At 73.9% G+C, this 24,861-nt stretch carries 21 protein-coding genes and 1 pseudogene; 12 read left to right on the top strand and 10 right to left on the bottom strand.

What is annotated here, in order from left to right; translation table 11 throughout:
• Positions 1-47: 47 nt before the first annotated feature.
• From AB0947_RS00195 to AB0947_RS00185, 3 genes are all read right to left on the bottom strand, one after another.
• Positions 48-791 carry an NUDIX hydrolase gene (locus AB0947_RS00195; protein ID WP_366748015.1) on the bottom strand — a complete coding sequence of 248 codons (744 nt, stop codon included), beginning with the start codon at positions 789-791 and terminating at the stop codon, positions 48-50.
• A gap of 49 nt (positions 792-840) precedes the next feature.
• The gene (locus tag AB0947_RS00190) at positions 841-2,382 is read right to left on the bottom strand and encodes a hypothetical protein (protein ID WP_366748014.1); all 1,542 of its coding nucleotides are present in this window, start codon (positions 2,380-2,382) and stop codon (positions 841-843) included.
• Positions 2,383-2,488: 106 nt separating this feature from the next.
• On the bottom strand, positions 2,489-4,012 hold the full coding sequence (locus AB0947_RS00185) for an IucA/IucC family protein (protein WP_366748426.1): 1,524 nt from the start codon (positions 4,010-4,012) through the stop codon (positions 2,489-2,491).
• A gap of 131 nt (positions 4,013-4,143) precedes the next feature.
• Between AB0947_RS00185 and AB0947_RS00180 the strand changes: the two genes are divergently transcribed.
• Entirely contained in the window at positions 4,144-5,643 is a 1,500-nt protein-coding gene (locus tag AB0947_RS00180) for an IucA/IucC family protein (protein WP_366748013.1), read from the top strand.
• Between the two features lie 20 nt (positions 5,644-5,663).
• Positions 5,664-6,578 (top strand): HipA family kinase, encoded by a 915-nt coding sequence (locus AB0947_RS00175; RefSeq protein ID WP_366748012.1) that lies wholly within the window; start codon positions 5,664-5,666, stop codon positions 6,576-6,578.
• Between the two features lie 51 nt (positions 6,579-6,629).
• On the opposite strand, the gene aceB is transcribed toward AB0947_RS00175, so the two are convergent.
• Positions 6,630-8,255 carry a malate synthase A gene (aceB, locus tag AB0947_RS00170; RefSeq protein ID WP_366748011.1) on the bottom strand — a complete coding sequence of 542 codons (1,626 nt, stop codon included), beginning with the start codon at positions 8,253-8,255 and terminating at the stop codon, positions 6,630-6,632.
• Positions 8,256-8,439: 184 nt separating this feature from the next.
• Complete coding sequence (locus AB0947_RS00165; protein WP_366748010.1) at positions 8,440-9,048, bottom strand: nucleotidyltransferase family protein; 609 nt, start codon at positions 9,046-9,048, stop codon at positions 8,440-8,442.
• A 144-nt stretch (positions 9,049-9,192) separates the two neighbouring features.
• Here AB0947_RS00165 and AB0947_RS00160 point away from each other — a divergent pair, with 144 nt between their 5' ends.
• Positions 9,193-9,546: a DUF5955 family protein gene (locus AB0947_RS00160; protein ID WP_366748009.1), complete on the top strand. Its 354-nt coding sequence runs from the start codon at positions 9,193-9,195 to the stop codon at positions 9,544-9,546.
• Between the two features lie 7 nt (positions 9,547-9,553).
• On the opposite strand, the gene AB0947_RS00155 is transcribed toward AB0947_RS00160, so the two are convergent.
• Together AB0947_RS00155 and AB0947_RS00150 are read right to left on the bottom strand one after the other, a co-directional pair.
• A complete protein-coding gene (locus tag AB0947_RS00155) occupies positions 9,554-9,976 on the bottom strand; it encodes a DUF6234 family protein (protein ID WP_366748008.1) in 423 nt (140 codons plus the stop codon).
• Between the two features lie 103 nt (positions 9,977-10,079).
• Positions 10,080-10,877 (bottom strand): IclR family transcriptional regulator, encoded by a 798-nt coding sequence (locus AB0947_RS00150; RefSeq protein ID WP_366748007.1) that lies wholly within the window; start codon positions 10,875-10,877, stop codon positions 10,080-10,082.
• 275 nt (positions 10,878-11,152) lie between these two features.
• Between AB0947_RS00150 and allB the strand changes: the two genes are divergently transcribed.
• The 5 genes from allB to AB0947_RS00125 all read left to right on the top strand — a co-directional run bounded on the left by allB (position 11,153) and on the right by AB0947_RS00125 (position 18,373).
• Positions 11,153-12,493: an allantoinase AllB gene (gene allB / locus AB0947_RS00145; protein WP_366748006.1), complete on the top strand. Its 1,341-nt coding sequence runs from the start codon at positions 11,153-11,155 to the stop codon at positions 12,491-12,493.
• Between the two features lie 53 nt (positions 12,494-12,546).
• Complete coding sequence (gene alc / locus AB0947_RS00140) at positions 12,547-13,662, top strand: allantoicase (RefSeq protein WP_366748005.1); 1,116 nt, start codon at positions 12,547-12,549, stop codon at positions 13,660-13,662.
• Positions 13,663-13,786: 124 nt separating this feature from the next.
• The gene (locus AB0947_RS00135; RefSeq protein WP_366748004.1) at positions 13,787-14,593 is read left to right on the top strand and encodes an AIM24 family protein; all 807 of its coding nucleotides are present in this window, start codon (positions 13,787-13,789) and stop codon (positions 14,591-14,593) included.
• A 318-nt stretch (positions 14,594-14,911) separates the two neighbouring features.
• Entirely contained in the window at positions 14,912-15,820 is a 909-nt protein-coding gene (locus AB0947_RS00130) for a DMT family transporter (RefSeq protein ID WP_366748003.1), read from the top strand.
• Between the two features lie 195 nt (positions 15,821-16,015).
• Entirely contained in the window at positions 16,016-18,373 is a 2,358-nt protein-coding gene (locus tag AB0947_RS00125; RefSeq protein WP_366748002.1) for an MFS transporter, read from the top strand.
• Positions 18,374-18,461: 88 nt separating this feature from the next.
• On the opposite strand, the gene AB0947_RS00120 is transcribed toward AB0947_RS00125, so the two are convergent.
• The gene (locus AB0947_RS00120) at positions 18,462-18,848 is read right to left on the bottom strand and encodes a ribonuclease domain-containing protein (protein WP_366748001.1); all 387 of its coding nucleotides are present in this window, start codon (positions 18,846-18,848) and stop codon (positions 18,462-18,464) included.
• A gap of 385 nt (positions 18,849-19,233) precedes the next feature.
• On the opposite strand from AB0947_RS00120, the gene AB0947_RS00115 reads away from it, so the two are divergent.
• The 3 genes from AB0947_RS00115 (at position 19,234) to AB0947_RS00105 (ending at position 22,585) form a co-directional block, all read left to right on the top strand.
• Positions 19,234-20,505 (top strand): histidine kinase, encoded by a 1,272-nt coding sequence (locus tag AB0947_RS00115; RefSeq protein ID WP_366748000.1) that lies wholly within the window; start codon positions 19,234-19,236, stop codon positions 20,503-20,505.
• Positions 20,506-20,605: 100 nt separating this feature from the next.
• Entirely contained in the window at positions 20,606-21,289 is a 684-nt protein-coding gene (locus AB0947_RS00110; protein WP_366747999.1) for a response regulator transcription factor, read from the top strand.
• A 111-nt stretch (positions 21,290-21,400) separates the two neighbouring features.
• Complete coding sequence (locus tag AB0947_RS00105) at positions 21,401-22,585, top strand: cytochrome P450 (protein ID WP_366747998.1); 1,185 nt, start codon at positions 21,401-21,403, stop codon at positions 22,583-22,585.
• 46 nt (positions 22,586-22,631) lie between these two features.
• Here the strand turns inward: AB0947_RS00105 and AB0947_RS00100 are convergent.
• Together AB0947_RS00100 and AB0947_RS00095 are read right to left on the bottom strand one after the other, a co-directional pair.
• A pseudogene (locus tag AB0947_RS00100) lies at positions 22,632-22,742 on the bottom strand (dehydrogenase); the annotation flags it as partial.
• 123 nt (positions 22,743-22,865) lie between these two features.
• On the bottom strand, positions 22,866-23,882 hold the full coding sequence (locus AB0947_RS00095) for a Gfo/Idh/MocA family oxidoreductase (protein WP_366747997.1): 1,017 nt from the start codon (positions 23,880-23,882) through the stop codon (positions 22,866-22,868).
• A 130-nt stretch (positions 23,883-24,012) separates the two neighbouring features.
• On the opposite strand from AB0947_RS00095, the gene AB0947_RS00090 reads away from it, so the two are divergent.
• Positions 24,013-24,750, top strand: a complete 738-nt coding sequence (locus AB0947_RS00090; protein ID WP_366748425.1) for a GntR family transcriptional regulator — start codon at positions 24,013-24,015, stop codon at positions 24,748-24,750.
• Positions 24,751-24,861: the final 111 nt, after the last annotated feature.

Below are 24,861 nucleotides of genomic sequence, written 5' to 3'. Positions count from 1 at the left end.
ACCGGCCGTCCTCCAAAACGGCCGCCGGCCGCCGGTCCGGAGCCGCCTCAGGTCCCGTCGCCCGGCGCCGGAGCCCCGAACAGGCCCGCCAGGCGGGCCCGGTAGAGCGCGGCGACGGTGAAGCCGTCGGTGATCCGCCCGTCGGCGACCATCTCCTCCGCCTCGGCCGGGGTCACCGTGACGGCCCGGTGGATCGCCTCCCCCCGCTCGACCGAGCCGATGCCGTCCACCCGGGCCGCGTAGAGGGAGACCTTGTGGCCGAGCAGCCCGGTGTCGGGGTGCAGTTCGCCCAGCGGGACCACCTCCGTCGGCGTGGCCGCGATCTCCTCGCGCAGTTCCCGGGTGACGTTCTCGGTGGGCGTCGCGCCCGGGTCCCCGAAGCCGCGCACCACCTCCCAGTGCCGGCTGCGGGTCGCGTGCCGGTGGTGCTCGATCAGCACGACGTCCTTCTCGGGACCGAGCAGCGGCAGGACCACCACGCCGGGAGAGGAGCCCGGGGGCGGCAGGATGCGGTCGTACAGGCCGAGGCGGCCGTCGGGGAAGCGCACCGGGTCGCGCAGGTACCACAGGTAGCGGCCGGCCGACACCACACCCGCGGGCACCGGCCGCAGCACGGCCCGCAGCCGTGCCCACAGGCTCCCGAACACGCCGCCGTCGCCGCTGCGTCCGGCGGTGGTCACCTGGCGGCGGGCCTCGCGGACCTGCGCCGGGTCCGTGAGGATCCGGACCCCTTCGGGATCGTCGCGGAACCACTCCGGGACGTCCCGGCGCAGTGCCTCGTAGCGGTTCATCGGGGCCTCGGCGGGCTGAACACAGGGGTACTCCGGCTCATCGGGTGCGTCAGTAGTCGGGCAGGTCTTCGTTGTCCTGGGTGGTCGTCGAGGCCGTGCCCGTGGGAACCGGGCCCGCCGTGTCCCGGTAGCCGGGCAGGCGCCGCACCAGGTCGTGGAACTGCGCCCATTCTCGTTCACTCGCCAGCCGTACGGAGGCGATCTCGCGGGCGAACCTCTGTTGTTGCCGCCCGGCCATGTGGTTGCGCAGTACCAGCTGCACCGAGCCGGTCAGCGAGCCGCTCACCGTGAGCGGCAGGACCGTGCCGGCCACCTCCCAGATGCCGTTGCCGCTGACGGCGGTGAACACGGCCGCGCCCACCGTGACCACGACCTCGACCACCGGGCGCCAGGTGGCCGGCCGGGCCTGCCGGCGTTCCCGCGCGAGCCGGAGGATCTCCGTGTTGAGCCGGACGTAGGAGTCGAAGACCTGCCCGACGCCGTCGTGGAAGGTCTCCGGCGCCGCGGTCAGCGCGCCGAACGCCTTGATGTAGAGGTCCCAGGCGGGGGTCTGCCGCAGCCGCCAGATGTCGTGCAGGGTCAGGTCGCTCACCGCGTGGGGCGTCAGGTGGTCCTGTACGACGGCGAAGGTCTGCCGGCGCAGGAACGTCAGCAGCCGCTCCGGGTCCTGGACCACACCCACGGTGGAGGACGTGGCCTCGCGGGCCTCCTGGAGCACCACGCGCCGCAGGCTGCCGACCGGTGTGAGGGGGTAACGCCCCAGCGCATCGGCGAGGTTGACGTTGTAGATGAGGTCCAGGAGCTGCTTGATCTCCGCCGCGAAGGGCTTGGCGCGGTCGTACCTGCCCTCCGCCACGTTCGAGCCCGGCACGGTCACGAACTCCTCGTACAGGGTGTTGCGCACGACCGGCTGCCGGCGCACGCTCAGGCCGTTGCTGAACGCCACCACCTCGCCGAGCCGTTCGCCGAACCGGTCGGTGTCCTCGCGGGCCACGCCGACCTGCGCGGCGAGGATGTCGATGTCCTTGGCGGTGAGTCCCTGGACCTTCTCGGTGAACGGCTGGTAGAGCCGTATCCGGGTGCGGTTCAGGTTCTCCTGGTCGCCGGCGGAGTCGTCCCAGGACATGCGCACACAGCGCACCCGGTCGCCCGCCGGCATGCCCTCCAGCGTCTCCTGCCAGGCGGTGAAGCCCCCGGGCCGCAGGTGGAGGTGGGCGGGCGGCTCCTCCGCCGGGTGGCGTTCGCGCAGCAGGAAGGGGACGATCGCGCCCGAGGCGAGCAGCTTGCGGTGCGCCGCGCGGGCCTCGCCCTCCTCGACGAGGTCCCGGCTGATCGCGTCGTTGTTGTAGAAGTAGGCGCGGTTGATCACGACCTGGCTGGCGTTGATGAGGCTGCGGAAGTACTCGGCCCGCACCTCCCGCACGCGTCGGCGCTCGACCTGGTCCAGGGACTCACCGCGCTCGATCATCTCCCGGGTGAGCTGCGCGGGGACCCACTGGTTGTCGAGCGACTGGGCGATCACGGCCCCCGGGTCCAGCTGTTCGGGCTGGATCGGCGACATCAGGCTGTCACTGCGGTCGTCGTCAGTCATCGGCTGCTCTCGAAGCTCTCGTGTCCTGGCTGGCTCACCAGGGGTACACCGCCGGACCGCGCCTCGGAGAACAAAGAACTTTTCGGCCAGGGAACATGACGCAAAATCAGCCCTGTACCGCGCACGGCACCGCGCCGGGACGAGGCAGGGTCGTCCAGATGTCCCCCGCGTGGTCGGGCGACAGGCGCATCAGCGTCAGCGCCTTCGCCGGGAGCGGGTCATCGCGCAGGGGTGCCAGGTCCGGGCCGGGCGGCAGATCGGGCAGGGCCGCCCGCAGCGCGGTGTCCAGTGCGGCGGCCGAGCCCGCCGTGCCCGCCAGCGCCCCCGCCACCAGGGAGCCGAACAGCTTGCGGCGCAGGGCGGTGTCGTCGTCCGTGACCAGACGGCCGGTGAGCGCGGGCGGGGTGATGCCGTGCCGGGCCAGGCGGGCCGGGCTGATCCGGACGTCCGCCAGGTCGCGGTAGACCAGGCGCAGCGGGGTGCCGTCGGCCGACAGGACGACCAGCAGGTTCTGGCCGTGGGCCTCCAGGGCCACGCCGAGGTCCAGCAGCCGCAGGCCCACCGTGAGCGCCAGCCGGGTGAACGCGGCCAGCCAGGCGGGGGAGCCGGGCAGGGACGTGGTGGCGAGGGCGGCCACCGGCAGGACGCGCTCGCCCGGACCGGCGTACACCTCCGGCGACTCCCGCAGCAGCGCGGCCAGGTCGGGGGAGTGGGCCGTGACCGCCCCCAGCGTGCGGGTGATGTGCAGCAGGCCGTCCGTGCGCGCCGCCAGGTCCCCGGCGAACGCGGACAGGGGTGCCGCGGTCCGCACCGAGTACACCGAGATGTCCCGCACCGACGACGTCAGCCGGGCGCTCAGCGCGGTCTTCACCTGCGGTCCGCCGGGCACCGCCAGCGTGCGCAGGGACATCAGCGGGTGGGCGGGGCGCCAGACGTCGTACGACCGCCCCAGCACGTGCGCGGCCTGCCAGGGGTGGACCGGCACCAGGACGCGGTCGCCGTCGCGGAGCCCGGCCGGCCAGTCGCCCGACACCAGGCACTCCTCCGCCGGCACCGGTACCGTCCCCAGCTCCACCACCGGCCCGTGCTCGGGGGCGTACGCCAGCTGGTCCGCCACCGAGAACCCCGGCCGGGAACGGCAGGTGGGGTGGTACGGGTGCCCGTCGACCACGCGCTGCTCCCACTCCCAGTCCCTCTCCCCGCCGTCCACCGGCCACTCCTTCGGGTGACCGGCGCCGGCCCGGGACAGCGCCAGCGAGGCCACGCTGTGCGCCAGCTCCGCGGCGAACGCGGACCCGTGCGGCACCCCGAGCGCGGTCATCAGCCGCGCCGGATCGTCGTACCGCTCCCGGTCCAGCCGTACGGCGGTGACGTACGCGCTCGTGGCGTACGGGTCCGCGTGCGGCCCGTGCAGGGTCCGCCCGTCGGCCAGGCGCAGGGCGAGGCCGTCCGCCCCGGACACCCGGCCGGACAGCCACGGCAGCGGCTCGTGGGCCAGCGCCCGCCACAGCCGGGTGAGCACGGCGGCGCGGGCGCCGGGCAGCTCCGCCGCGTACCCGGGCAGCAGCGCGGGCCGGACGGCGGCCAGCTCCTCGGCGATCTCGGCGTCGGCGGTCGGGGGACGGTGCACGGTCGGCTCCTCGGGTACACGGGCCACGGCACGATTGTCCGGGACGGCAGCCATACTGATCGTCACCGGCTCCCGCACGGCGCACCCGGCCCGCCCCGGGCACGGCCGCCCGCCTCCTGGACGAAGAACGAATGGATCGCGTGGACCTCACACCCCCCAACGGCGCGGTCGGCCGCCGTGCCGACGCGTACGCGGCCGCGCCGCTGCTCAACTGCCTGCTGCGGGAGGTCGCCGCGCCGCTCACGGACGGCGGGGACGGCCGGGTCCACCGGCTGCCGGACGGCCGGCTGCTGCGGGTGCGCCCCGGCCGGCGCCCCGCCGACCCCGAGCTGTACACGGCCGGGGCCTGGCGCCGCATCGGCCACTCGGAGCTGGTCAAACTGGTCGCCGAGGAACTGCGCCGGCACACCGGACTGCCCGGCGGCGACCTGCCCGCCGAGATGATCGACAGCCGGGACGCGATCGCCGCCCTGCTCACCGCCCGCGCCCGGGCCACGGCGCCCGAGGACCCGTACCTGCGCTCCGAGCAGTCCCTGCTCACCGGCCACCCCCACCACCCGGCCCCCAAGGCGCGCGGCGGCGGGCCCGTCGCGTCCTGGCTGCCGTACGCCCCCGAGGCGCATGCCCGGTTCCCGCTGACGCTGCTCGGCGTCCGCGAGGACCAGGTGGCCGAGGAGGGCGACACCCGGGCCCTGGACGCCCTCGGCACCGCCCCGCCCGGCTACCGGCTGCTGCCCGCCCACCCCTGGCAGCTCGAACTCGTCGCCCGCGAGCTCGCGCCCGCCTTCGCCGACGGCCGGCTGCTGCGGCTCGGCACGACCCCGTTCGACACCTGGCCCACGGCCGCCGTCCGCACGGTGTACGAGCCGCGCCGCGACCTGTTCGTGAAGTTCAGCCTGGACGTCCGCATCACCAACGACATCCGCCGGCTGTGGCGCCACGACCTGCGGAAACTGCGCCGCACCGACACCGCGGCCGGGCACGCCTTCGCGGCGATGGGCCCGCCCGCCGCCTGGCTGAGCGACCGCGGCTACCGCACCGCCGCGTTCGCCTTCGAGGAACTGGCCGTCCTGGTCCGCGACGGGCTGCGCGGCCATCTGCTGCCGGGCGCCACCCCCCTGCTCGCGGCGGCTCTCGCCGAGGGCTTCGACGGCAGCCCGCTCGCCGCCGCCGCCGACCCGGCCGCCTGGTGGGAGGCGTACCTGCGGCAGGTCGTGCCGCCCGCCCTGACCGCGTTCGGCGACCACGGGGTGGTCCTGGAGGCCCATCTGCAGAACACGCTGGTCGCCGTGGACGCGGCCGGCACGCCCGTGCAGGCCCTGTTCCGGGACGCGGAGGGCGCGAAGGTGCTGCCGGACGTGACCCGGGCCGCCGGCTGGGAGCGGCTGGTGTACTGCCTGGTCGTGAACCACCTCGTCGAGATCGCCGGCGCCCTCGCCGAGCACCACCCCGGCCTGGACCCGTGGCCCGCCGCCCGCCGGGAACTGGCCCGCCACGACCTCCCCGAGATCCCCGCCCTGCTCAGCGCCCCCACCCTGCCGGGCAAGACCAACCTGCTGCTGCGCTGGACCGGCGCGGACGGCGCGGACGCCCGCTACCTGCCGCTGCCGAACCCGCTGGCCGGCGCCTGACCTGCCGTAGTCTGGCCGGTGTGCTGCGCGACGTGACTGCTGTTCGATACGTGACCCCGCTCCACTCCGGCGGCTCCGTCCCCGGAGTCGTGGAGGCCGACGACGACGGCACCTACGTCGTGAAGTTCACGGGCTCGGCACAGGGACACAAGGCGCTGGTCGCCGAGATCATCGTCGGCGAACTCGCCCGCGCGCTCGGCCTGCGCTTCCCCGAGCTGGTCCTCGTGCGCTTCGACCCGGCCATCGCCGCCGCCGAGCCGCACCAGGAGGTGCGCGAGCTGCTCAGCGCCAGCGCGGGCGTCAACCTCGGCATGGACTATCTGCCGGGCGCCCGGGACCTCACCCCGGAGATCGCCCGGACGTTCCCGGTGGACCCGCTGGAGGCCGGCCGGATCGTCTGGCTGGACGCGCTGACCGTGAACGTCGACCGCACGGTCCACAGCTCCAACCTGATGGTCTGGCCCACGCTCGGCACCGCGCCCGCGCGCCTGTGGCTGATCGACCACGGCGCCGCCCTGGTCTTCCACCACCGCTGGGACACCACGGCCCCGGGCCGGCGCTACGACTTCCGGCACCACGCCCTCGGCCTCTACGGCCCCGACGTGCGCGCCGCCGACGCGGAACTGGCGCCCCGGGTCACCGAGGAGCTGCTGCGCGGGATCGTCGCCGAGGTCCCCGACGCCTGGCTGGCCGAGGACGCCGGGTTCGCCAGGCCCGACGACGTCCGGGACGCCTACGTCGGCTACCTCCTGGACCGGGTCCGGCTCTCCCACGAGTGGCTGCCCACCGACTTCCCGAGCCGTGAGGAGCTGGCGGCCGAGGAGGCCGCCCGCGCGGCGAAGACGCAGGCGGGCCGCCCGGAGTGGCTGAAGCGGGTGCCCGACCTGCACGGGAAGCCGGCGGCGGAACAGGACTGGTCGGTGCACCTCGGGTGACCCGCCGGGCGGTCCCGGGAACGTCCTCGGTCCGCCCGGACGGGCACGGTGTCAGCCGCGCAGCCGCCGGTACGCCGGCAGGGTGAGGAAGTCGGCGTAGTCCTCGTCCAGGGCCACCGTCAGCAGCAGGTCGTGCGCCTCCTGCCAGTGACCGGCGGCGAAGGCCTCCTCGCCGGTCTCCTCGCGGATGGCGTCCAGTTCCCCGGCCGCGACCTTGCGGGCCAGCTCCGGCGTGGCCTTCTCGCCGTTCTCGAACTCGACGCCCGCGTTGATCCACTGCCAGATCTGCGAGCGGGAGATCTCGGCCGTGGCCGCGTCCTCCATCAGGTTGAAGATGGCGACCGCGCCGAGCCCGCGCAGCCAGGCCTCGATGTACCGGATGCCGACCTGGACGGCGTTGACCAGCCCGGCGTACGTCGGCTTCGCGTCGAGCGAGTCGATCGCGATCAGGTCGGCCGCCTCGACGTGGACGTCCTCGCGGAGGCGGTCCTTCTGGTTCGGCTTGTCGCCGAGGACCTTGTCGAAGGACTCCATGGCGATCGGGACCAGGTCGGGGTGGGCGACCCAGGAGCCGTCGAAGCCGTCGTTCGCCTCACGGTCCTTGTCGGCCCGGACCTTCTCGAAGGCGACCTTGTTGACCTCGGCGTCCTTGCGGGACGGGATGAAGGCCGCCATGCCGCCGATGGCGTGCGCGCCGCGCTTGTGGCAGGTGCGGACGAGGAGTTCGGTGTACGCCCGCATGAACGGGGCCGTCATGGTGACCGCGTTGCGGTCCGGGAGGACGAACTTGGCGCCGCCGTCACGGAAGTTCTTGACGATGGAGAACAGGTAGTCCCAGCGGCCGGCGTTCAACCCGGAGGCGTGGTCGCGCAGTTCGTAGAGGATCTCCTCCATCTCGTACGCCGCCGTGATGGTCTCGATCAGCACGGTCGCGCGGACGGTGCCCTGCGGGACGCCCACGTAGTCCTGCGCGAAGACGAACACGTCGTTCCAGAGGCGGGCTTCGAGGTGCGACTCGGTCTTCGGCAGGTAGAAGTAGGGGCCCTTGCCGAGGTCGAGCAGCCGCCGCGCGTTGTGGAAGAAGTACAGCCCGAAGTCGACGAGGGCGCCGGGGACGGCACGGCCGTCGGCGTCGGCCAGGTGCCGCTCGTCCAGGTGCCAGCCGCGCGGGCGCATGACGACGGTCGCCAGCTCCTCGTTCGGCCGCAGGGCGTACGACTTGCCGGTGCGCTCGTCGGTGAAGTCGATGTTCCGGGTGTAGGCGTCGATCAGGTTGAGCTGGCCGAGGACCACGTTCTCCCAGGTGGGGGCGGAGGCGTCCTCGAAGTCGGCGAGCCAGACCCGCGCGCCCGAGTTGAGCGCGTTGATGGTCATCTTGCGGTCGGTGGGGCCGGTGATCTCGACGCGCCGGTCGTTCAGCGCGGCCGGGGCCGGGGCGACCTTCCAGGAGTCGTCCGCGCGGATCGCGGCCGTCTCCGGCAGGAAGTCGAGCGTGGAGGTGCGGGCGATCTCGGCGCGGCGCTCGGCCCGGCGGGCCAGGAGTTCGTCACGGCGCGGGGTGAACCGCCGGTGCAGCTCCGCCACGAAGGCGAGCGCCGCGTCCGTGAGGACCTCCTCCTGCCGGGGCAGGGGCTCGGCGTCGACGATGGCCAGCGGGGACGGCGCTGGTGCGGACATGAGCTGTCACTTCCTTCAGCGGTGGCACCTGGTGCCAAGGGGCACGAACAGGACGGTGAGCGCCGGATGTGCGGACAGGCGCTTCTGGTCAGTGGATACTAGTTTCCTCATCGTGGAAGTTCAATGGTTTGTTGATGTCGAGATTCTTCGGGTCGAGGCAAGGTGGCGCCCGGTGTCACCCCGGTCACCGCAGGTGGCCGAGGTCGGCCTCCGTGTCGATGTCGTACGGCTCGGCGACGTCCGCGCACTCCACCAGCCGGATCTCCCGCTCGTGCGCCTTCAGGTACGCCCGCGCCCCGCGGTCCCCGGTGGCCGTCTCCGCGATGCCCGCCCAGTGCGCCGCACCGAACAGCACCGGGTGCCCGCGTACCCCCGCGTAGGCGGCCGAGACCAGGGACGTCTCGTCCTGGCAGGCGCCGAGCACCCGGGCGGTCGCGGCCGGGCCGATGCCGGGCTGGTCGACCAGGCTCACCAGGGCCGCGCGGACGCCCGTGCCGGCGAGGGAGGCCAGTCCCGCGCGCAGCGAGGAGCCCATGCCCGCCGCCCAGTCCGGGTTGTCCACCAGCACACAGCCGTCGAGCCGGGCGCGGTTTCGTACCTCGTCCGCCGCGGCGCCCAGCACCACGTGGATCGGCCCGCATCCGGCCGCGCGCAGCACCCCGGCCGCGTGCTCGACGAGGGGCCGGCCCCGGTGCGGGAGCAGTGCCTTGGGGCGTCCGCCGAGCCGTCTGCCGCCGCCGGCGGCGAGCAGCAGCCCCGCGACGTCCCCCCGGAGATCCTGGTTGTCCGTCATGGGTCCTGCATACCCGACGGCCGTGGATTCGGCCGGTTTTCCGGTGCCGCTTCCGTTGGGCTGAATTTCGGTCCGCGCTGTGGCGCTCCCGCACGCGGTGGCGTTTACTGGCCCGCGCACGAGGGGGTGTCAGGGGGGAGGGCTGTGTTGCGGAGCTTGGGGCAGAGGCCGGTGACCGGCAGCGACAAGGACCCGAGGGTGACGGAACTGCGGACCGCGGTGTCCCGTCTGCGCCGCGAACTCGCCGCGCTGCCCGCGGACTTCCCCGACCGGGCGATAGCCGAGGACGAACTCGCGGCGCTGGCCGCGATGGCCGCCGGCGGCCCGCCGGAGATCCCTCGCCTGCGCAGCTCGCTGTTGCTCGTCGCCGGCGCGATCGGCTCGATGAGCGCGCTGGCCCGGGGACTGTCCGAGGTGCGCGACGCCGTGGACCTGTTCGGCGAACCGCCCCGCGACCGGGCCGCGCGACGCCGGGACGATCCGGACGGCGGGGGATAGCCGTCCGCTACGGCCGCCCCTCGTCCCGGCAGCCCGAGGCCGACGGCAGGTCGCGGCAGACCTGGTCCTGGTGGGACTGCGCGGCGGCCCCGCCGAAGACGAGGAGGCAGACCAGGGCGGCCATCACGGCCTGGCTGACCACCGTGACGACGGCACCGGCCCGCGCGGCGACCAGACCCGCCACGAGGGCGAGGAGACCGACCCCGCCGGCGGCGGCCAGGTAGTTCCACAGCGGATCGGCCGTGACGGTCTCGGCCGTGTCGAAGGTCCACCCCGACAGCACCCAGAGCCCGAAGATCACCACCAGGGCGACCAGCTCCAGGAACACCAGCCCGCACCCGGCTCCGACGTCGGCACCCCGGTCGGCACGGCGGCGCGGCCCGGGGCCGGTGGTGGCGTCGAAGGCGGGCGGGGCGACGGGGAGGTCCATGCCGTCCACCCTGCCCGGGCGGGCGGGAGGGGTACATGAGTACGGGTACTCAGCCGGCCGGCGCCCCGGACGCCGCGGGAACCGGCTCCCGGCGTCCTCGGGGTCAGCCCTGGTTCTGGCTGGCCAGTGCCGCCGACAGTTCGCCGGCGATCTGCTGGAGCACCGGCACGATCTTCTCCGTGGCCGCTTCCGTGACCCGTCCCGCCGGTCCGGAGATGGAGATGGCGGCCGCCGTGGGGGAGTCCGGCACGGACACCGCGAGGCACCGCACCCCGACCTCCTGCTCGTTGTCGTCCACGGCGTAGCCCAGGTCGCGCACCTCCGCCAGCGCCGCCAGGAACCCCTCCGGCGTGGTGATGGTCCGCTCCGTGGCGGCCGGCATGCCCGTCCGGGCCAGCAGCGCCCGCACCTCGTCGTCCGGCACCCCGGCCAGCAGCGCCTTGCCGACACCGGTCGAGTGCGGCAGCACCCGCCGGCCGACCTCGGTGAACATCCGCATCGAGTGCTTCGACGGCACCTGGGCCACGTACACGATCTCGTCCCCGTCGAGCAGCGCCATGTTCGCCGTCTCGCCGGTCTCCTCCACCAGCCGGGCCAGGTACGGCCGCGCCCAGGTGCCGAGCAGCCGGGAGGCGGACTCGCCGAGGCGGATCAGCCGGGGGCCGAGGGCGTAGCGCCGGTTGGCCTGCTGGCGGACGTAGCCGCAGGCGACCAGCGTGCGCATCAGCCGGTGGATGGTCGGCAGCGGCAGCCCGCTCGCCGCTGACAGCTCGCTCAGCCCCACCTCGCCGCCCGCGTCCGCCATCCGCTCGAGCAGGTCGAAGGCGCGCTCCAGGGACTGCACACCGCCGGCGGCGGAGGGCTTGGCGGAGTCGGTGGTGCTGGCGCTGGACGTCGGCACGGCGCGTTCCTTTCGGGACTGGCGGGGAGAGCAGAAGCCTACCCGGCAGTCGGTTGACTCCCTGCTTGTACGTAGCTACGTTCTGCTTGCTGGAATTCTAATTCCGCTTTGTGGAAACGTCCAGACCTAGCGACGCTTCGATGCTGCCCAGAAGTGTGCCTCTTGACGACGGGGAAGCGGGAGTGAAGACTCCTTCAACAGAACGTTGAAGTCCGTTACGTGGATGTACATCCTGTTTCCTGGGCGTAAAACGGGCGGGAGAGAGAGGGGTTCGGGTGTCCGACGCTGAACTGGTGCTGCGCTCCACGCGCGTGATCACTCCGGAGGGGACACGGGCCGCCACCGTCACCGTGTCCGCCGGGACGATCACGGCCGTCCTGCCGTACGACGCCGGGGTCCCGGCCGGCGCCCGGCTGGAGGACGTCGGCGACCACGTCCTGCTGCCCGGCCTGGTCGACACCCATGTGCACGTCAACGACCCGGGCCGCACCGAGTGGGAGGGCTTCTGGACCGCGACCCGCGCGGCGGCGGCCGGCGGCATCACCACCCTGATCGACATGCCGCTCAACTCCCTGCCCCCGACCACCACGGTCGAGCACCTGCGGATCAAGCAGGACGCCGCCCGGGACAAGGCGCACATCGACGTCGGCTTCTGGGGCGGCGCCCTGCCCGACAACGTCAAGGACCTGCGCCCGCTGCACGAGGCCGGCGTCTTCGGCTTCAAGGCCTTCCTGTCCCCGTCCGGCGTGGACGAGTTCCCGCACCTCGGACAGGAACAGCTTGCCCGGTCCCTGGCCGAGGTCGCCGGATTCGACGGACTGCTCATCGTGCACGCCGAGGACCCGCACCACCTGGCCGCGGCCCCGCAGCAGGGCGGCCCGAAGTACGCCGACTTCCTCGCCTCCCGGCCGCGCGACGCCGAGGACACCGCCATCGCGAACCTCATCGCACAGGCCCGGCGCCTGAACGCGCGCGTGCACGTACTGCACCTGTCCTCCGGCGACGCCCTGCCGCTGATCCGCGCCGCCCGCGCCGAGGGCGTCCGCGTCACCGTGGAGACCTGCCCGCACTACCTCACCCTGACCGCCGAGGAGGTTCCGGACGGCGCCAGCGAGTTCAAGTGCTGCCCGCCCATCCGCGAGGCCGCCAACCAGGACCTGCTCTGGGAGGCGCTCGCCGACGGCACCATCGACTGCGTGGTCACCGACCACTCGCCGTCCACCGCCGACCTGAAGACGGACGACTTCGCCACCGCGTGGGGCGGCATCTCCGGCCTCCAGCTCAGCCTGTCCGCCGTCTGGACCGCGGCCCGCGAACGCGGCCACGGCCTGGAGGACGTCGTGCGCTGGATGTCCACGCGGACCGCCGGCCTCGTCGGCCTCGGCGCCTCCAAGGGCGCCATCGCGCCGGGCCACGACGCCGACTTCGCCGTCCTCGCCCCCGACGAGACCTTCACCGTCGACCCGGCCGGCCTCCAGCACCGCAACCGGGTCACCGCCTACGCCGGCAGGACCCTGTACGGCGTCGTCAAGTCCACCTGGCTGCGCGGCGAACGCATCGTCGCCGACGGCGAGTTCACCGCCCCGAAGGGCACGCTGCTCGCCCGCCCCCAGTGACCCACCACCGCAACCGCACCCGGCCGACTCCCAGAGAGGACCCACTGATCACCGTGACGGCGATTGAGAGCTTCACCGGCGACGCGAACCCCTACGGAGGCGGCGACCCGTACGCGGACTACCGGACCGCCGACTTCCCCTTCACCCGGTACGCCGACCTCGCCGACCGGCGGCTCGGCGCCGGAGTCATCGCCGCCAACGACGAGTTCTTCGCCGAGCGCGAGAACCTGCTGGTGCCCGGGCGGGCCGAGTTCGACCCCGAGCACTTCGGGCACAAGGGCAAGATCATGGACGGCTGGGAGACCCGCCGCCGCCGCGGTGCCTCCGCCGGGCACCCGTGGCCCACCGCCGAGGACCACGACTGGGCGCTGGTCCGCCTCGGCGCCCCCGGGGTGATCCGCGGGATCGTCGTCGACACCGCCCACTTCCGCGGCAACTACCCGCAGGCCGTCTCGGTCGAGGCCACGTCCGTACCCGGCTCGCCGTCCCCGGAGGAACTCCTGGGCGACGAGGTGAAGTGGACGACGATCGTCCCGCGCACCGCCGTCGGCGGCCACGCGGCCAACGGCTTCGAGGTCACCGCCGAGCAGCGCTTCACGCACCTGCGGATCAACCAGCACCCCGACGGCGGCATCGCCCGCCTGCGCGTGTACGGCGAGATCGTCCCGGACCCCGGGTGGCTGACGGCCCTCGGCACCTTCGACGTGGTCGCCCTGGAGAACGGCGGCCGGGTCGAGGACGCCTCCGACCTCTTCTACTCGCCGGCCACCAACACCATCCAGCCGGGCCGCTCCCGCAAGATGGACGACGGCTGGGAGACCCGCCGCCGCCGCGACCAGGGCAACGACTGGATCCGCTACCGGCTCGTCGCCCAGTCCCAGATCCGCGCCGTCGAGATCGACACGGCCTGCCTGAAGGGCAACAGCGCCGGCTGGGCCTCGGTCTCCGTCAAGGACGGTGAGGACGGCGCATGGCGGGAGATCCTGCCCCGCACCCGCCTCCAGCCCGACACCGGCCACCGCTTCGTCCTGCCCGAGCCGGCGGTCGGCACCCACGCGCGGATCGACATCTTCCCCGACGGCGGCATCTCCCGGCTGCGCCTGTTCGGCTCCCTGACCGAGCAGGGCGCGAGCGGCCTCGCCGCCCGCCACCAGGAACTGGGCGGCTGATCCCCGTCCGCGCGCGCGTGGGGCGCCCCGGCCGGACAGCACCGGGGCGCCCCGCCGGTCACCCGCGCGGACCCCTGTTCCGGCCTGCCGGAACTCTTCCCGCCTCCTTTCGCGTTCCTTCCACGTGACCCTTAAGCAAGAGATCGTCGGCAACGCCATGCAGATGGCGGTCGTCAACCTGCACCCCGGCCAGACCGTGTACTGCGAGGCCGGGAAGTTCCTGTTCAAGACCACCAACGTGACCATGGAGACGCGGCTGTCCGGCCCGTCCGGCAGCGGCGGGCAGCAGCAGGGCGGCGGCATGGGCGGTCTGCTCCGGCAGGCCATGGGCACCGCCATGCAGGTCGGCCAGCGCATGCTCGCCGGTGAGTCGCTGGCCTTCCAGTACTTCACCGCCCAGGGCGGCGAGGGCACGGTCGGCTTCGCGGGCGTGCTCCCCGGCGAGATGCGCGCCCTGGAGCTGGACGGCACGCGCGCGTGGTTCGCCGAGAAGGACGCCTTCGTGGCCGCCGAGTCCACCGTCGACTTCGGCATCGCCTTCGCCGGCGGCCGCACCGGCATGAGCGGCGGCGAGGGCTTCGTCCTGGAGAAGTTCACCGGGCACGGCACGGTGATCATCGCGGGCGCGGGCAACTTCATCGACCTCAACCCGGCGGACTTCGGCGGCCGGATCGAGGTCGACACCGGCTGTGTGGTCGCCTTCGAGGAGGGCATCCAGTACGGCGTCCAGCGCGTCGGCGGCCTCAACCGCCAGGGCCTGATGAACGCCGTGTTCGGCGGCGAGGGCCTGTCCCTGGCCACGCTGGAGGGCAACGGCCGGGTGATCCTCCAGTCCCTCACCATCGAGAGCCTCGCCAACGCCCTGAAGAAGGCCCAGGGCGGCGACAAACAGGGCCCGACCGGCGGACTGTTCTCCACGCACGCCGGCTGAGCCGGATCCCCCGGGGGCATCCGGCCGGGCCGATGAGTCGCGGGCGGGCGCGGGATCTGCCCTGTCGACCGCAGACCCCGCACCCGGAAGAAGGCACCCGCCACGGGCAAGCTCGGTCAGGACGGCTGGAGCTCCGGAGACGACGGTGGTGCCGCCCCACCCGGGCGCCGGGGCACGCCCCCCACCCCGCCCGGCCCCCGTCGGTGCAGGCGTCCTCGTCCTGGCCGGGGACCAGGTCGGCCGGTAGCGTGAGCGCGCCCCCGTGCGAGCCGCCGATGTCTCCGCACCCCCTCCCGGAGACCAGGAGAGCCGCACCCCATGTCCTCGCTCGCCGTACCCGCCGCGCTCGCGCCCCGCCGGACCTGGCACACCGACCTGCCCGTGCTGCTCGTCGCGGTCTGCTGGGGCGCCAGCTACCTGGCGGCGAAGGAGATCACCACCGTTCGGACGGTGCTCGCCGTCCTGGTGCTGCGCTTCGCCCTCGCACTGCCCGCCCTGGCCGTCGCCGGCCGCCGCTCCCTGCGCGCGCTCACCGGCGCCCAGTGGCGCGGCGCGGCCCTGCTCGGCCTGATCCTTGCCGGGATCTTCCTGCTGGAGACGTACGGCGTGGTGCACACCTCGGCGACCAACGCCGGTCTGATCATCAGCCTCACGATGATCTTCACCCCGCTCGCCGAGGCCGCCGTCACCCGCACCCGGCCCACGCCGCCCTTCCTCGGCGCGGCGGCCCTGTCGGTCCTGGGCGTCGTCCTGCTCACCCAGGGCGCCGGCTTCACCCGGCCCTCCCTCGGCGACCTGCTGATGCTGCTCGCCGCGTGCGCCCGCACCGTGCACGTCCTGGCCATGTCCCGGATCAAGGCCGTACAGGGCGCCGGCGCGCTGCCGCTGACGACGGTCCAGCTCGGCTCCGCCGTCGCCGTCTTCGCCCTGCTGTCGGCCGCCGGGGGCGGACCGGCGCCGTGGACGGCCGCGACCGGCTTCGGCGCGCGGGAGTGGACGGGACTGCTGTTTCTGTCGGCCCTGTGCACGGTGTTCGCGTTCTTCGTGCAGATGTGGGCCGTCCGCCGCACCTCCGCCTCCCGGGTCAGCCTGCTGCTCGGCACCGAGCCGCTGTGGGCCGCCGGCGCCGGTATCGCGCTGGGCGGCGACCGGCTCGGCGCGCTCGGCCTGGCGGGCGGCGTCCTGGTGCTCGCCGGGACGGCCTGGGGGCGCCGGGCAGCGGGCTGACCCGGGCGCCGACGCTCCCCGGTCCGTGACCTGCCGCACATCCCCCGCAGGCCGATCGAAACGTTTGAGTTTCGCTGCGGGATTGCCTACCTTTGCAGTACGAAACTGTTTCGGACCCATGGCGACGGGGACACGGTCGTCCTGCCGGCGCTGACGCACAACCGAGCAATCCGAGCCCCCTGAGGGAGTTCCATCGTGGAAGCCATCCCGGTCGCCACCGTCCAGGCCGGGCCGTCCGGCCAGACCCACGCCCCGCCGAAGCACCGGTGGTGGGCCCTGGCGGTGATCGGCCTCGCCCAGCTCATGGTCGTGCTCGACGCCACGATCGTGAACATCGCCCTGCCGTCCGCCCAGCAGGACCTGGGCTTCGACAACAACGGGCGGCAGTGGATCGTCACCGCCTACTCCCTGGCCTTCGGCAGTCTGCTGCTGCTCGGCGGCCGGCTCGCCGACCTCGTCGGCCGCAAGACGACCTTCATCATCGGCATCGTCGGCTTCGCCGCCGCCTCCGCGGTCGGCGGCGCGGCGAACGGCTTCACGATGCTGGTCGTCGCGCGTGCCGTGCAGGGGCTGTTCGGCGCCCTGCTCGCCCCCGCGGCGCTCTCCCTGCTGACCACCACGTTCACCGAAGCCAAGGAACGCGCGAAGGCGTTCGGCATATTCGGCGCCATCGCCGGCTCCGGCGCCGCCGTCGGCCTGGTCCTCGGCGGTCTGCTGACCGAGTACCTCAACTGGCGCTGGACGCTGTACGTCAACGACGTCATCGCGATCCCCGCGCTGATCGGCGCGGCCGTCCTCATCGGCCGTTCCGTCCCGGCCGAGCGGCCCAAACTGGACATCCTCGGCGCCGTCCTGGTCTCCGGCGGCCTGTTCGGTGTCGTCTACGGCTTCGCCAACGCCGAGACGCACGACTGGGACAACTGGATGACCTGGGGCTTCCTCGCCGCGGGCGGTCTCCTTCTGGTGGCGTTCTTCCTCTGGCAGACCCGTGCGAAGCACCCCGTCCTGCCCCTGCGCGTCCTGGCGGACCGCGACCGCGCCGCCGCCCTGTCGACCGTGCTGATCTCCTCCGCCGGGATGTTCGGCGTCTTCCTCTTCCTCACCTACTACCTCCAGGCGACGCTGGGCTACTCGCCGGTCAAGAACGGCGTGGCCTTCCTGCCGATGGTGGGCGCGCTGATGGTGATGGCGCAGCTGTCCACCAACTGGCTGGTGCCGAGGATCGGGCCCAAGATCGTCGTGCCCGCCGGCCTGCTCCTGGCCGTCGGCGGCATGGTCTGGCTGACCCGCCTCGACCTGCACAGCAGCTACGCGCCGCATGTGCTGCCGCCGCTGCTGCTGCTGGGCGCGGGGCTCGGGATGTCGATGCCCGCGGCCATGAGCTACGCCACCCTCGGGGTGCGGGCGAGCGACCAGGGCGTGGCCTCGGCGGCCGTCAACACCACCCAGCAGGTGGGCGGTTCGATCAGTACGGCGCTGCTGAACACCCTGGCCGCCAGCGCGGCCACCGACTACGCGAAGCACCACCTGACCGATCCCCTGGTCAAGGCCAACGCGGCGCTGCACAGCTACACCGTCGCCTACTGGTGGTCGGCCGGTTTCTTCGCCTGCGCCGTGCTCGTCACCGCGCTGCTGTTCCGCGCCAGGAAGAAGGCGAACGCGTCCGCCGAGGACGCCGGCGGGCCGGTCCGGGCCGAGGCCGCTCCCGCCGCCGGATCCATGGCGGCCACCGGGACCGCGCCCGAGGCCGCCGGGGCGACCGCCACCGCCCCCCTCGCGTCCGTCGGCGCGGAGGGTCCGGCGGCCATCCGCGGGCAGGTGCGGGACGGTGCGGGCGTACCCGTGCCCCGTACCGCGATCACCGTGCTGGACGCGGCGGGTCACCAGCTGGCCCGCACCACCTCCGGGGACGACGGCTGGTACGCCGTGGACACTCCCGTGCGCGGCAGCCTGGTCCTCATCGGCTCGGCGCCCGGGTACCAGCCGCAGGTCGCCACGCTGAGCCTGGACGGCGCGCCCGTCGCCCACGACCTGGTGCTCCTGCCCAGCCCCGGCGGCGTGGCCGGCACGGTGCGCGGCGGGGACGGGGAGGTGCTCCCCGGCGCCCTGGTGGTGGCGACGGACCGGCACGGTGACGTGACGGCGTCCGCGACCACCGGTACGGGCGGCGGCTACCGGCTCGGCGACCTGCCGCCCGGGGACTACACGCTCAGCGTCAGCGCGCCCGGCCACCGCCCGGCCGCCGTGCCGGCCACCGTCTCCGGCGAGACCACCCGCTGTGACATCCGGCTGTCCGCGGCGGCGACCCTGTGGGGGACGGTGCACACCCAGGACGGACGGGCTCTGGAGGACGCCCGGGTGACCCTGATCGACGCCGCGGGCAACGTCGTCGGGACGCGCACCACGAGCGTCGACGGCAGCTACTCCTTCACCGACCTCGCCAGTGAGCAGTACACCGTGATCGCCGCCGGATACGCGCCGGTGGCCACGCAGGTCACCGTGGACGGCGGCCAGACCGCGGTCGACATCCTGCTCAGCCACAAGGAGGCGTAGTCCGCGCGTCCGCGCGGACCGGGCCGGGCTCCTCGCTTCCGGGTCCTCCGTGGGGGGAGCACACGGGGCGGGGAGCCCGGCCCGGACCTCAGCAGCCGAAGTCGACCAGGTCGAACGTGGCGTAGTGGTCGGAGGTGTAGTAGTCCTCCTGGTCCTCGTCGCCCGTCACGATCCGGCGGGCGCCGCGCGTGGGCGAGCCCGGGGTGATCACCGTGTACTCGTGGTAGTAACCGGCCGGCCGGCCGGGCAGGACGCGTTCCCGGTTCTGGAAGACGACGCCGTCCTGCGCGTACGGGAACGGCCCGCCCCGCTCGATCAGGCCGAGCGTGTCGTGCGCCTGTGCGGGCAGGTCGCCGTAGCAGACGCTGCCGACCGCGGCGGCCGCCGGGGTCGCGGTGACGGTGCCGCCGAGGAGGAGGGCGGACAGGACGGCGGCCGCGGCGCCGGCGCGTGTGATCCGTGGGGGGAATCTCATGGCCTCATGATGACGCGCGTAGAAGGTGGCATGTCAATGACAACCCTGGCGAATGTCCCGTGAAGTCCGGGGAGTTTTCGCGCAGTCGGGTCCGCTGTACGAGGCCCACATGCCAGTCGGTGAACTCGTGCACCAGGCCCAGCGCGCCCTGCACCAGGGCGATGAATCCGAGGAACTCCAGTACCTGTTTCACCCCACGACCCTCGCCGCCCGGCCGCCGCCCGCGCATCGGCCGCGGGGCGGATGCCCGGCGACGGAAGACCCCGCCCGCGCCGGCGGGTGTCATCCGAAGGTCCACGCCGGTGCGACTTAGGTCGACGGTCCCGGTCGCCCGGTCGGTGATCCGGGGACCCAGACGGCCGCGGGGCCCGGACCGTGCGTAGATTTGCGGACCGTGACCGAAGACGAACAGGCGCGGGAGCCGAGGGAGTTCACCGGCCGCCGGTGGCTGTTCCCCTCCGCCCTCGTCCACGAGCTGGACCCGGCCGCCGGGACCCCCGGGCGACGGCCGCGGCGCACGGCACGCGACTGGGTCGTCGACCTCTCCTGCTTCCTCCTGGCCGTCCTCCTCGGCGTGGCCGCCGCCCAGGGCCTCGACAAGGAACCCGGCCTCCCGCACTCCCTCGCCGTCCTCGACCAGATGCTGGGCACCCTGTCCTGCGGCGCCGTCTGGCTGCGCCGCCGGTGGCCCGTCGGGCTCGCCGTCGCGATGATCCCGGTCGGCCTGCTGTCCAACAGCTCGGGCGGCGCCGCGATGGTCGCCCTGTTCACGCTCGCCGTCCACCGGCCCTTCCGGTACGTCGCCTGGACCGCCGGCGTCGAACTCGCGCTCGTCCCGCTGTTCTACTGGATGCGCCCCGACCCCGACCTGCCCTACGCGGGTGTCGTCGCGATCACCACGCTGCTCACCGTGTCCGTCATCGGCTGGGGCATGTTCGTCCGCTCCAAGCGCATGCTGATGCTGAGCCTCAGGGACCGGGCGCACCGGGCGGAGACCGAGGCCCGGCTCCGCGCCGAGCAGGCGCAGCGGCTGGCCCGCGAGGCCATCGCCCGCGAGATGCACGACGTGCTCGCCCACCGGCTCACCCTGCTCAGCGTGCACGCGGGCGCCCTGGAGTTCCGGCCGGACGCACCCCGCGAGGACATCGCGCGGGCCGCCGGGGTGATCCGGGAGAGCGCCCACGAGGCCCTGCAGGACCTACGGGAGATCATCGGCGTCCTGCGGGCCGGGGAGTCCGAGGAGCCGCCCGGCGGGCGTCCCCAGCCGACGCTGGCCGCGCTGGACGCCCTCGTCGCCGAATGCCGCGAGGCCGGCATGCACGTCACCCTCGACCACCGCGTCGCCGACCCGGCCGCCGTCCCCGCCTCCACCGGCCGCACCGCCTACCGCATCGCCCAGGAGGCCCTGACCAACGCCCGCAAGCACGCCCCCGGCACCGAGGTCACGCTCCGCCTCACGGGCACGCCCGGCGACGGCCTGACGATCACGGTCGCCAACCCCGCCCCGCCCGCCGAGGTCCCGGCCGTCCCCGGCTCCGGACAGGGCCTGATCGGCCTGAGGGAACGGGCCACGCTGGCCGGCGGGCACCTGGAGCACGGCACGCGTCCGGACGGGGGATTCGCGGTACGGGGGTGGCTGCCGTGGCCGCGGGGCTGAGGGCCCCGGCGCCGTACACCGGCGTACGCACGCGCACGCGTGCCCCCGGCTCCCGGCCGTTCCCCCCGTCCGGCCCCCGCACCCGTGATTACGTGAGCCCATGACTGCGACGCCGATCAGACTCCTCCTCGTGGACGACGACCCCCTCGTACGCGCCGGTCTGGCGCTGATGATCGGCGGGGCCGGGGACATCGAGATCGTCGGCGAGGCGGCCGACGGCGCGGAGGCCGAGGAAGCGGTGGCGCGGGCCCGGCCGGACGTCGTCCTGATGGACCTCCGGATGCCCGCGGTGGACGGGATCACCGCGACACGACGGCTGCGCGCGCGGCCGGACGCGCCACAGGTCGTCGTGCTCACCACCTTCCACGCCGACGAACAGGTCCTGCACGCCCTGCGCGCCGGGGCCGCCGGTTTCGTGCTGAAGGACACCCCGCCCGCCGAGATCGTCGACGCCGTGCGCCGGGTCGCGGCCGGCGACCCGGTCCTGTCGCCCGCGGTCACCCGGCAGTTGATGCGGCACGCGGCCGGTACCGCCGCCGACGCCCGGCGGACCCGCGCGCGTGAACGGCTCGCCGTGCTCAACGACCGCGAACGCGAGGTCGCCGTCGCCGTCGGCCGCGGCCTCGCCAACGCCCGGATCGCCGCCGAACTTTTCCTCAGCGTGGCCGCCGTCAAGGCCCACGTCTCCCGCGTCCTCACCAAGCTCGGCCTGGACAACCGGGTCCAGATCGCCCTGCTCGTCCATGACGCGGGGCTCCTGGACGACACCGGCGACGGGGCCTGAGCCCCGGGCACCGGGCGGCCGCACGGGCCGGCGGGCACGATCCGGGCGCCACGCGCGTTGTCCCGGTACCGGCCGCGTTCCGGGACCTCGGGGCAGTCCACAGGGGGAGACATGGAACGAGTGATCGACCTGACGGAGTGCGGCGACGCGCTCCGCCGGGACCCGCACCCGGTGTACGCGCGGCTGCGCGAGCGGGGTCCTGTCCACCGGGTCCGGCTCGCCATGCCGGGCGGAGCCTGGGAGACCTGGCTGGTGGTGGGGTACGAGGAGGCGCGGGCCGCCCTCGCCGACCCCCGGCTGGCCAAGGACAGCGCCAAGACGGGCCACGTGCCCCTGGACGAGCAGCTGATCGGCAAGTACCTGCTCGTCGCCGACCCGCCGCAGCACACCCGCCTGCGGGGCCTGGTCGCGCGCGCCTTCACGATGCGCCGGGTCGAGCGGCTGCGCCCGCGGATCCAGCGGATCACCGACGACCTGCTGGACGCCATGCTGCCGTGCGGCCGCGCCGACCTCGTCGACTCCCTCGCCTACCCGCTGCCGATCACCGTCATCTGCGAGCTGCTCGGGTTGCCCGAGACCGACCGTGCGGAGTTCCGGAAGATCTCCACGGAGGTGGTCGCGCCGACCGACGCGGACTCCGAACGCGCGGCGACCGTCCGCTTCGCCGAGTACCTCACCGAGCTGATCGAGGACAAGCGGTGCGCCGGCCCCACGGGCGACCTGCTCGGCGACCTGATCCGCACCACCGCCGAGGACGGCGACCGGCTTTCGATGGACGAGCTGCGGGGCATGGCCTACCTGCTGCTCATCGCCGGTCACGAGACCACGGTCAACCTCATCGGCAACGCCGTCCTCGCCCTGCTCACCCACCCCGCGCAACTGGCGGCCCTGCGCGCCGACCGCACCCTCCTGGAGGGGGCGGTGGAGGAGACGCTGCGCTGGGAAGGGCCGGTGGAGAACGCGACGTACCGGTACGCCGCCGAGCCGCTTCAGATCGCGGGCAGCAGCATCGGGCGGGGCGACGACGTGCTGATCGGCCTCACCGCCGCCCAGCGCGACGGCGGCCGGTTCGCCGACCCCGACCGCTTCGACATCCGCCGCGACACCCGGGGCCACCTCGCCTTCGGCCACGGCATCCACTACTGCCTGGGCGCACCCCTGGCCCGACTGGAGGCAAGCATCGCCCTCGGCACCCTCCTGGACCGCGCTCCCGGCCTCGCCCTGGACGGCGCGCCGGGGGAGTGGCTGCCGGGCATGCTCATGCGGGGCGTGCGAAGCCTGCCGGTCCGCTGGTGACGGGGCGCCCACCCCCGGGACGGGGGGCCGGTCGCGGACGGGGGGTCTACGGCGCTCCGGTTCCGCCCGGGACCTCGGACAGTGCCACCGGGCGCCGCTCGCGGCGGGAGCGTTCGCAGGCCTCGGCGACGCGCAGGGCCTGAAGCGCCTCCCGGCCGCGACGGCGAGCCGGGTGAGTGGCTGCGGGGCATGCTCATGCGGGGCGTGCGAAGCCTGCCGGTCCGCTGGTGACGGGGCGCCGCCCCCGGGACGGGGGGCCGGCCGGTCGCGGACGGGGAGTCTACGGCGCTCCGGTTCCGCCTGGGACCTCGGACAGTGCCACCGGGCGCCGCTCGCGGCGGGAGCGTTCGCAGGCCTCGGCGACGCGCAGGGCCTGGAGCGCCTCCCGGCCGTCGCAGGGGTTGGGCCGTTCGCCGCGGACCACCTCCACGAAGGCGTTCAGTTCGGCCTCGTAGGCGGGGCCGAACCGCTCCAGGAACCCCGTCCACGGCTTGTCCGCGGGCGGGGGACCGGTCGGCTCGGTGGACGCGAGGGGCGTACGGTCGTCCAGGCCGACCACCACCGTGTCGCGCTCCCCGGCCAGCTCCATGCGGACGTCGTAGCCGGCGCCGTTCAGCCGGGTCGCCGTCGCCGTGGCCAGGGTGCCGTCGTCCAGCGTGAGCAGCGCCGCGCCCGTGTCGACGTCCCCGGCCTCCCGGAACATCGCCGGGCCCCGGTCCGAGCCGGCGGCGTACACGTCGGTCACCTCGCGGCCCGTCACCCAGCGCAGCACGTCGAAGTCGTGGATCAGCGTGTCCCGGAACAGCCCGCCGGACAGCGGCAGCCACTCCACAGGTGGCGGCGCCTGGTCGCAGGTCAGGGCCCGTACGGTGTGCAGCCGGCCGAGCCGGCCCGCGCGGACGGCCTCCCGGGCGCCGGCGTAGCCCGCGTCGAACCGCCGCTGGAAGCCCATCTGCAGCACCGTCCCAGCCGTCTCCACCTCGGCGAGCGCGTGCAGTGTGCCCGGCAGGTCCAGCGCGATGGGCTTCTCGCAGAAGACCGGCAGGCCCGAGCGGGCCGCCCGGCCGATCAGCTCGGCGTGGGCCGCCGTCGCCGTGGTGATCACCACCGCGTCCACGCCCCACCGGAAGATCTCGTCGACGCCCGGCGCCGCCGTCTCGCCCAGCCGGTGCGCCAGCGTCTGCGCCCGCGCCGGGTCCGTGTCCGTCAGGATCAGGGACCCGACCTCGCGGTGGCGGCTGAGCGTCCTCGCGTGAAGGGTGCCGATGCGGCCCGTACCGATGACCCCGATGCGCATGGGAACAAAGTGAGGGCCGACCCCGTACCCTGTCAATGCGTATGTCCGGACAACCGGACTAAACGACTTCCCGTCAACCGGGCACAGGGCTACGCTCGGGCCCGTGCCGAAACCAGATGTGGACCCGACCGTGTCGCTCGACCTCCGCGTGGACCGTAGCTCCCCGGTGCCGCTGTACTTCCAGCTCTCCCAGCAGCTGGAGGCCGCCATCGAGCACGGCAGCCTCACCCCGGGCAGCCTGCTGGGCAACGAGATCGAGCTGGCCGCACGGCTCGGGCTGTCCCGGCCGACCGTCCGCCAGGCCATCCAGTCCCTCGTCGACAAGGGCCTCCTCGTGCGGCGCCGGGGTGTGGGCACCCAGGTCGTGCACAGCCAGGTCAAGCGCCCGCTGGAACTGAGCAGCCTGTACGACGACCTGGAGGCGGCCGGTCAGCGCCCCGCGACGAAGGTCCTGGTCAACACGGTCGTCCCCGCCTCCGCCGCGGTCGCCGCGGCGCTCGGTGTCGCGGAGGGCGGTGACGTGCACCGCATCGAGCGGCTGCGCCTCGCGCACGGCGAGCCGATGGCGTACCTGATCAACCACCTGCCGCCCGGCCTGCTCGACCTGGACACGGACCAGCTGGAGGCCACCGGTCTGTACCGGCTGATGCGCGCCGCCGGGATCACCCTGCACAGTGCCCGCCAGTCCATCGGGGCCCGGGGTGCGACGGCCGCCGAGGCCGAGCGGCTCGGCGAGGCCGAGGGGGCCCCGCTGCTCACCATGCAGCGCACCACCTTCGACGACACCGGCCGCGCGGTGGAGTTCGGCGACCACACCTACCGCCCGAGCCGCTACTCCTTCGAGTTCCAGCTCCTCGTACGCCCCTGAGCGACCGGCCGCCTTCGTCGCAATGTCCGGACAATGCGACCCGTGGGGGCTCCCCGGTCATGTCACGGGTGTTCCCCGTGTTCGATACTGGAGTGTTTGGGGCCGCTGACG

The organism is Streptomyces sp. NPDC047841 (genome assembly GCF_040704085.1).
GTDB classification, from domain to species: Bacteria; Actinomycetota; Actinomycetes; order Streptomycetales; family Streptomycetaceae; genus Streptomyces; species Streptomyces argyrophylli.
This window is presented reverse-complemented; position numbering and strand designations above follow the sequence as displayed.

Coding starts and splice junctions, on each gene's coding strand:
- AB0947_RS00180 (WP_366748013.1), top strand. CDS start 4,144: ATGGATCGCGTGGACCTCACACCCCCCAACGGCGCGGTCGGCCGCCGT.
- AB0947_RS00130 (WP_366748003.1), top strand. CDS start 14,912: ATGTCCTCGCTCGCCGTACCCGCCGCGCTCGCGCCCCGCCGGACCTGG.
- AB0947_RS00120 (WP_366748001.1), bottom strand. CDS start 18,848: ATGAGATTCCCCCCACGGATCACACGCGCCGGCGCCGCGGCCGCCGTC.
- AB0947_RS00110 (WP_366747999.1), top strand. CDS start 20,606: ATGACTGCGACGCCGATCAGACTCCTCCTCGTGGACGACGACCCCCTC.
- AB0947_RS00105 (WP_366747998.1), top strand. CDS start 21,401: ATGGAACGAGTGATCGACCTGACGGAGTGCGGCGACGCGCTCCGCCGG.
- aceB (WP_366748011.1), bottom strand. CDS start 8,255: ATGTCCGCACCAGCGCCGTCCCCGCTGGCCATCGTCGACGCCGAGCCC.
- AB0947_RS00155 (WP_366748008.1), bottom strand. CDS start 9,976: ATGGACCTCCCCGTCGCCCCGCCCGCCTTCGACGCCACCACCGGCCCC.
- AB0947_RS00165 (WP_366748010.1), bottom strand. CDS start 9,048: ATGACGGACAACCAGGATCTCCGGGGGGACGTCGCGGGGCTGCTGCTC.
- AB0947_RS00190 (WP_366748014.1), bottom strand. CDS start 2,382: ATGACTGACGACGACCGCAGTGACAGCCTGATGTCGCCGATCCAGCCC.
- AB0947_RS00195 (WP_366748015.1), bottom strand. CDS start 791: ATGAACCGCTACGAGGCACTGCGCCGGGACGTCCCGGAGTGGTTCCGC.
- AB0947_RS00095 (WP_366747997.1), bottom strand. CDS start 23,882: ATGCGCATCGGGGTCATCGGTACGGGCCGCATCGGCACCCTTCACGCG.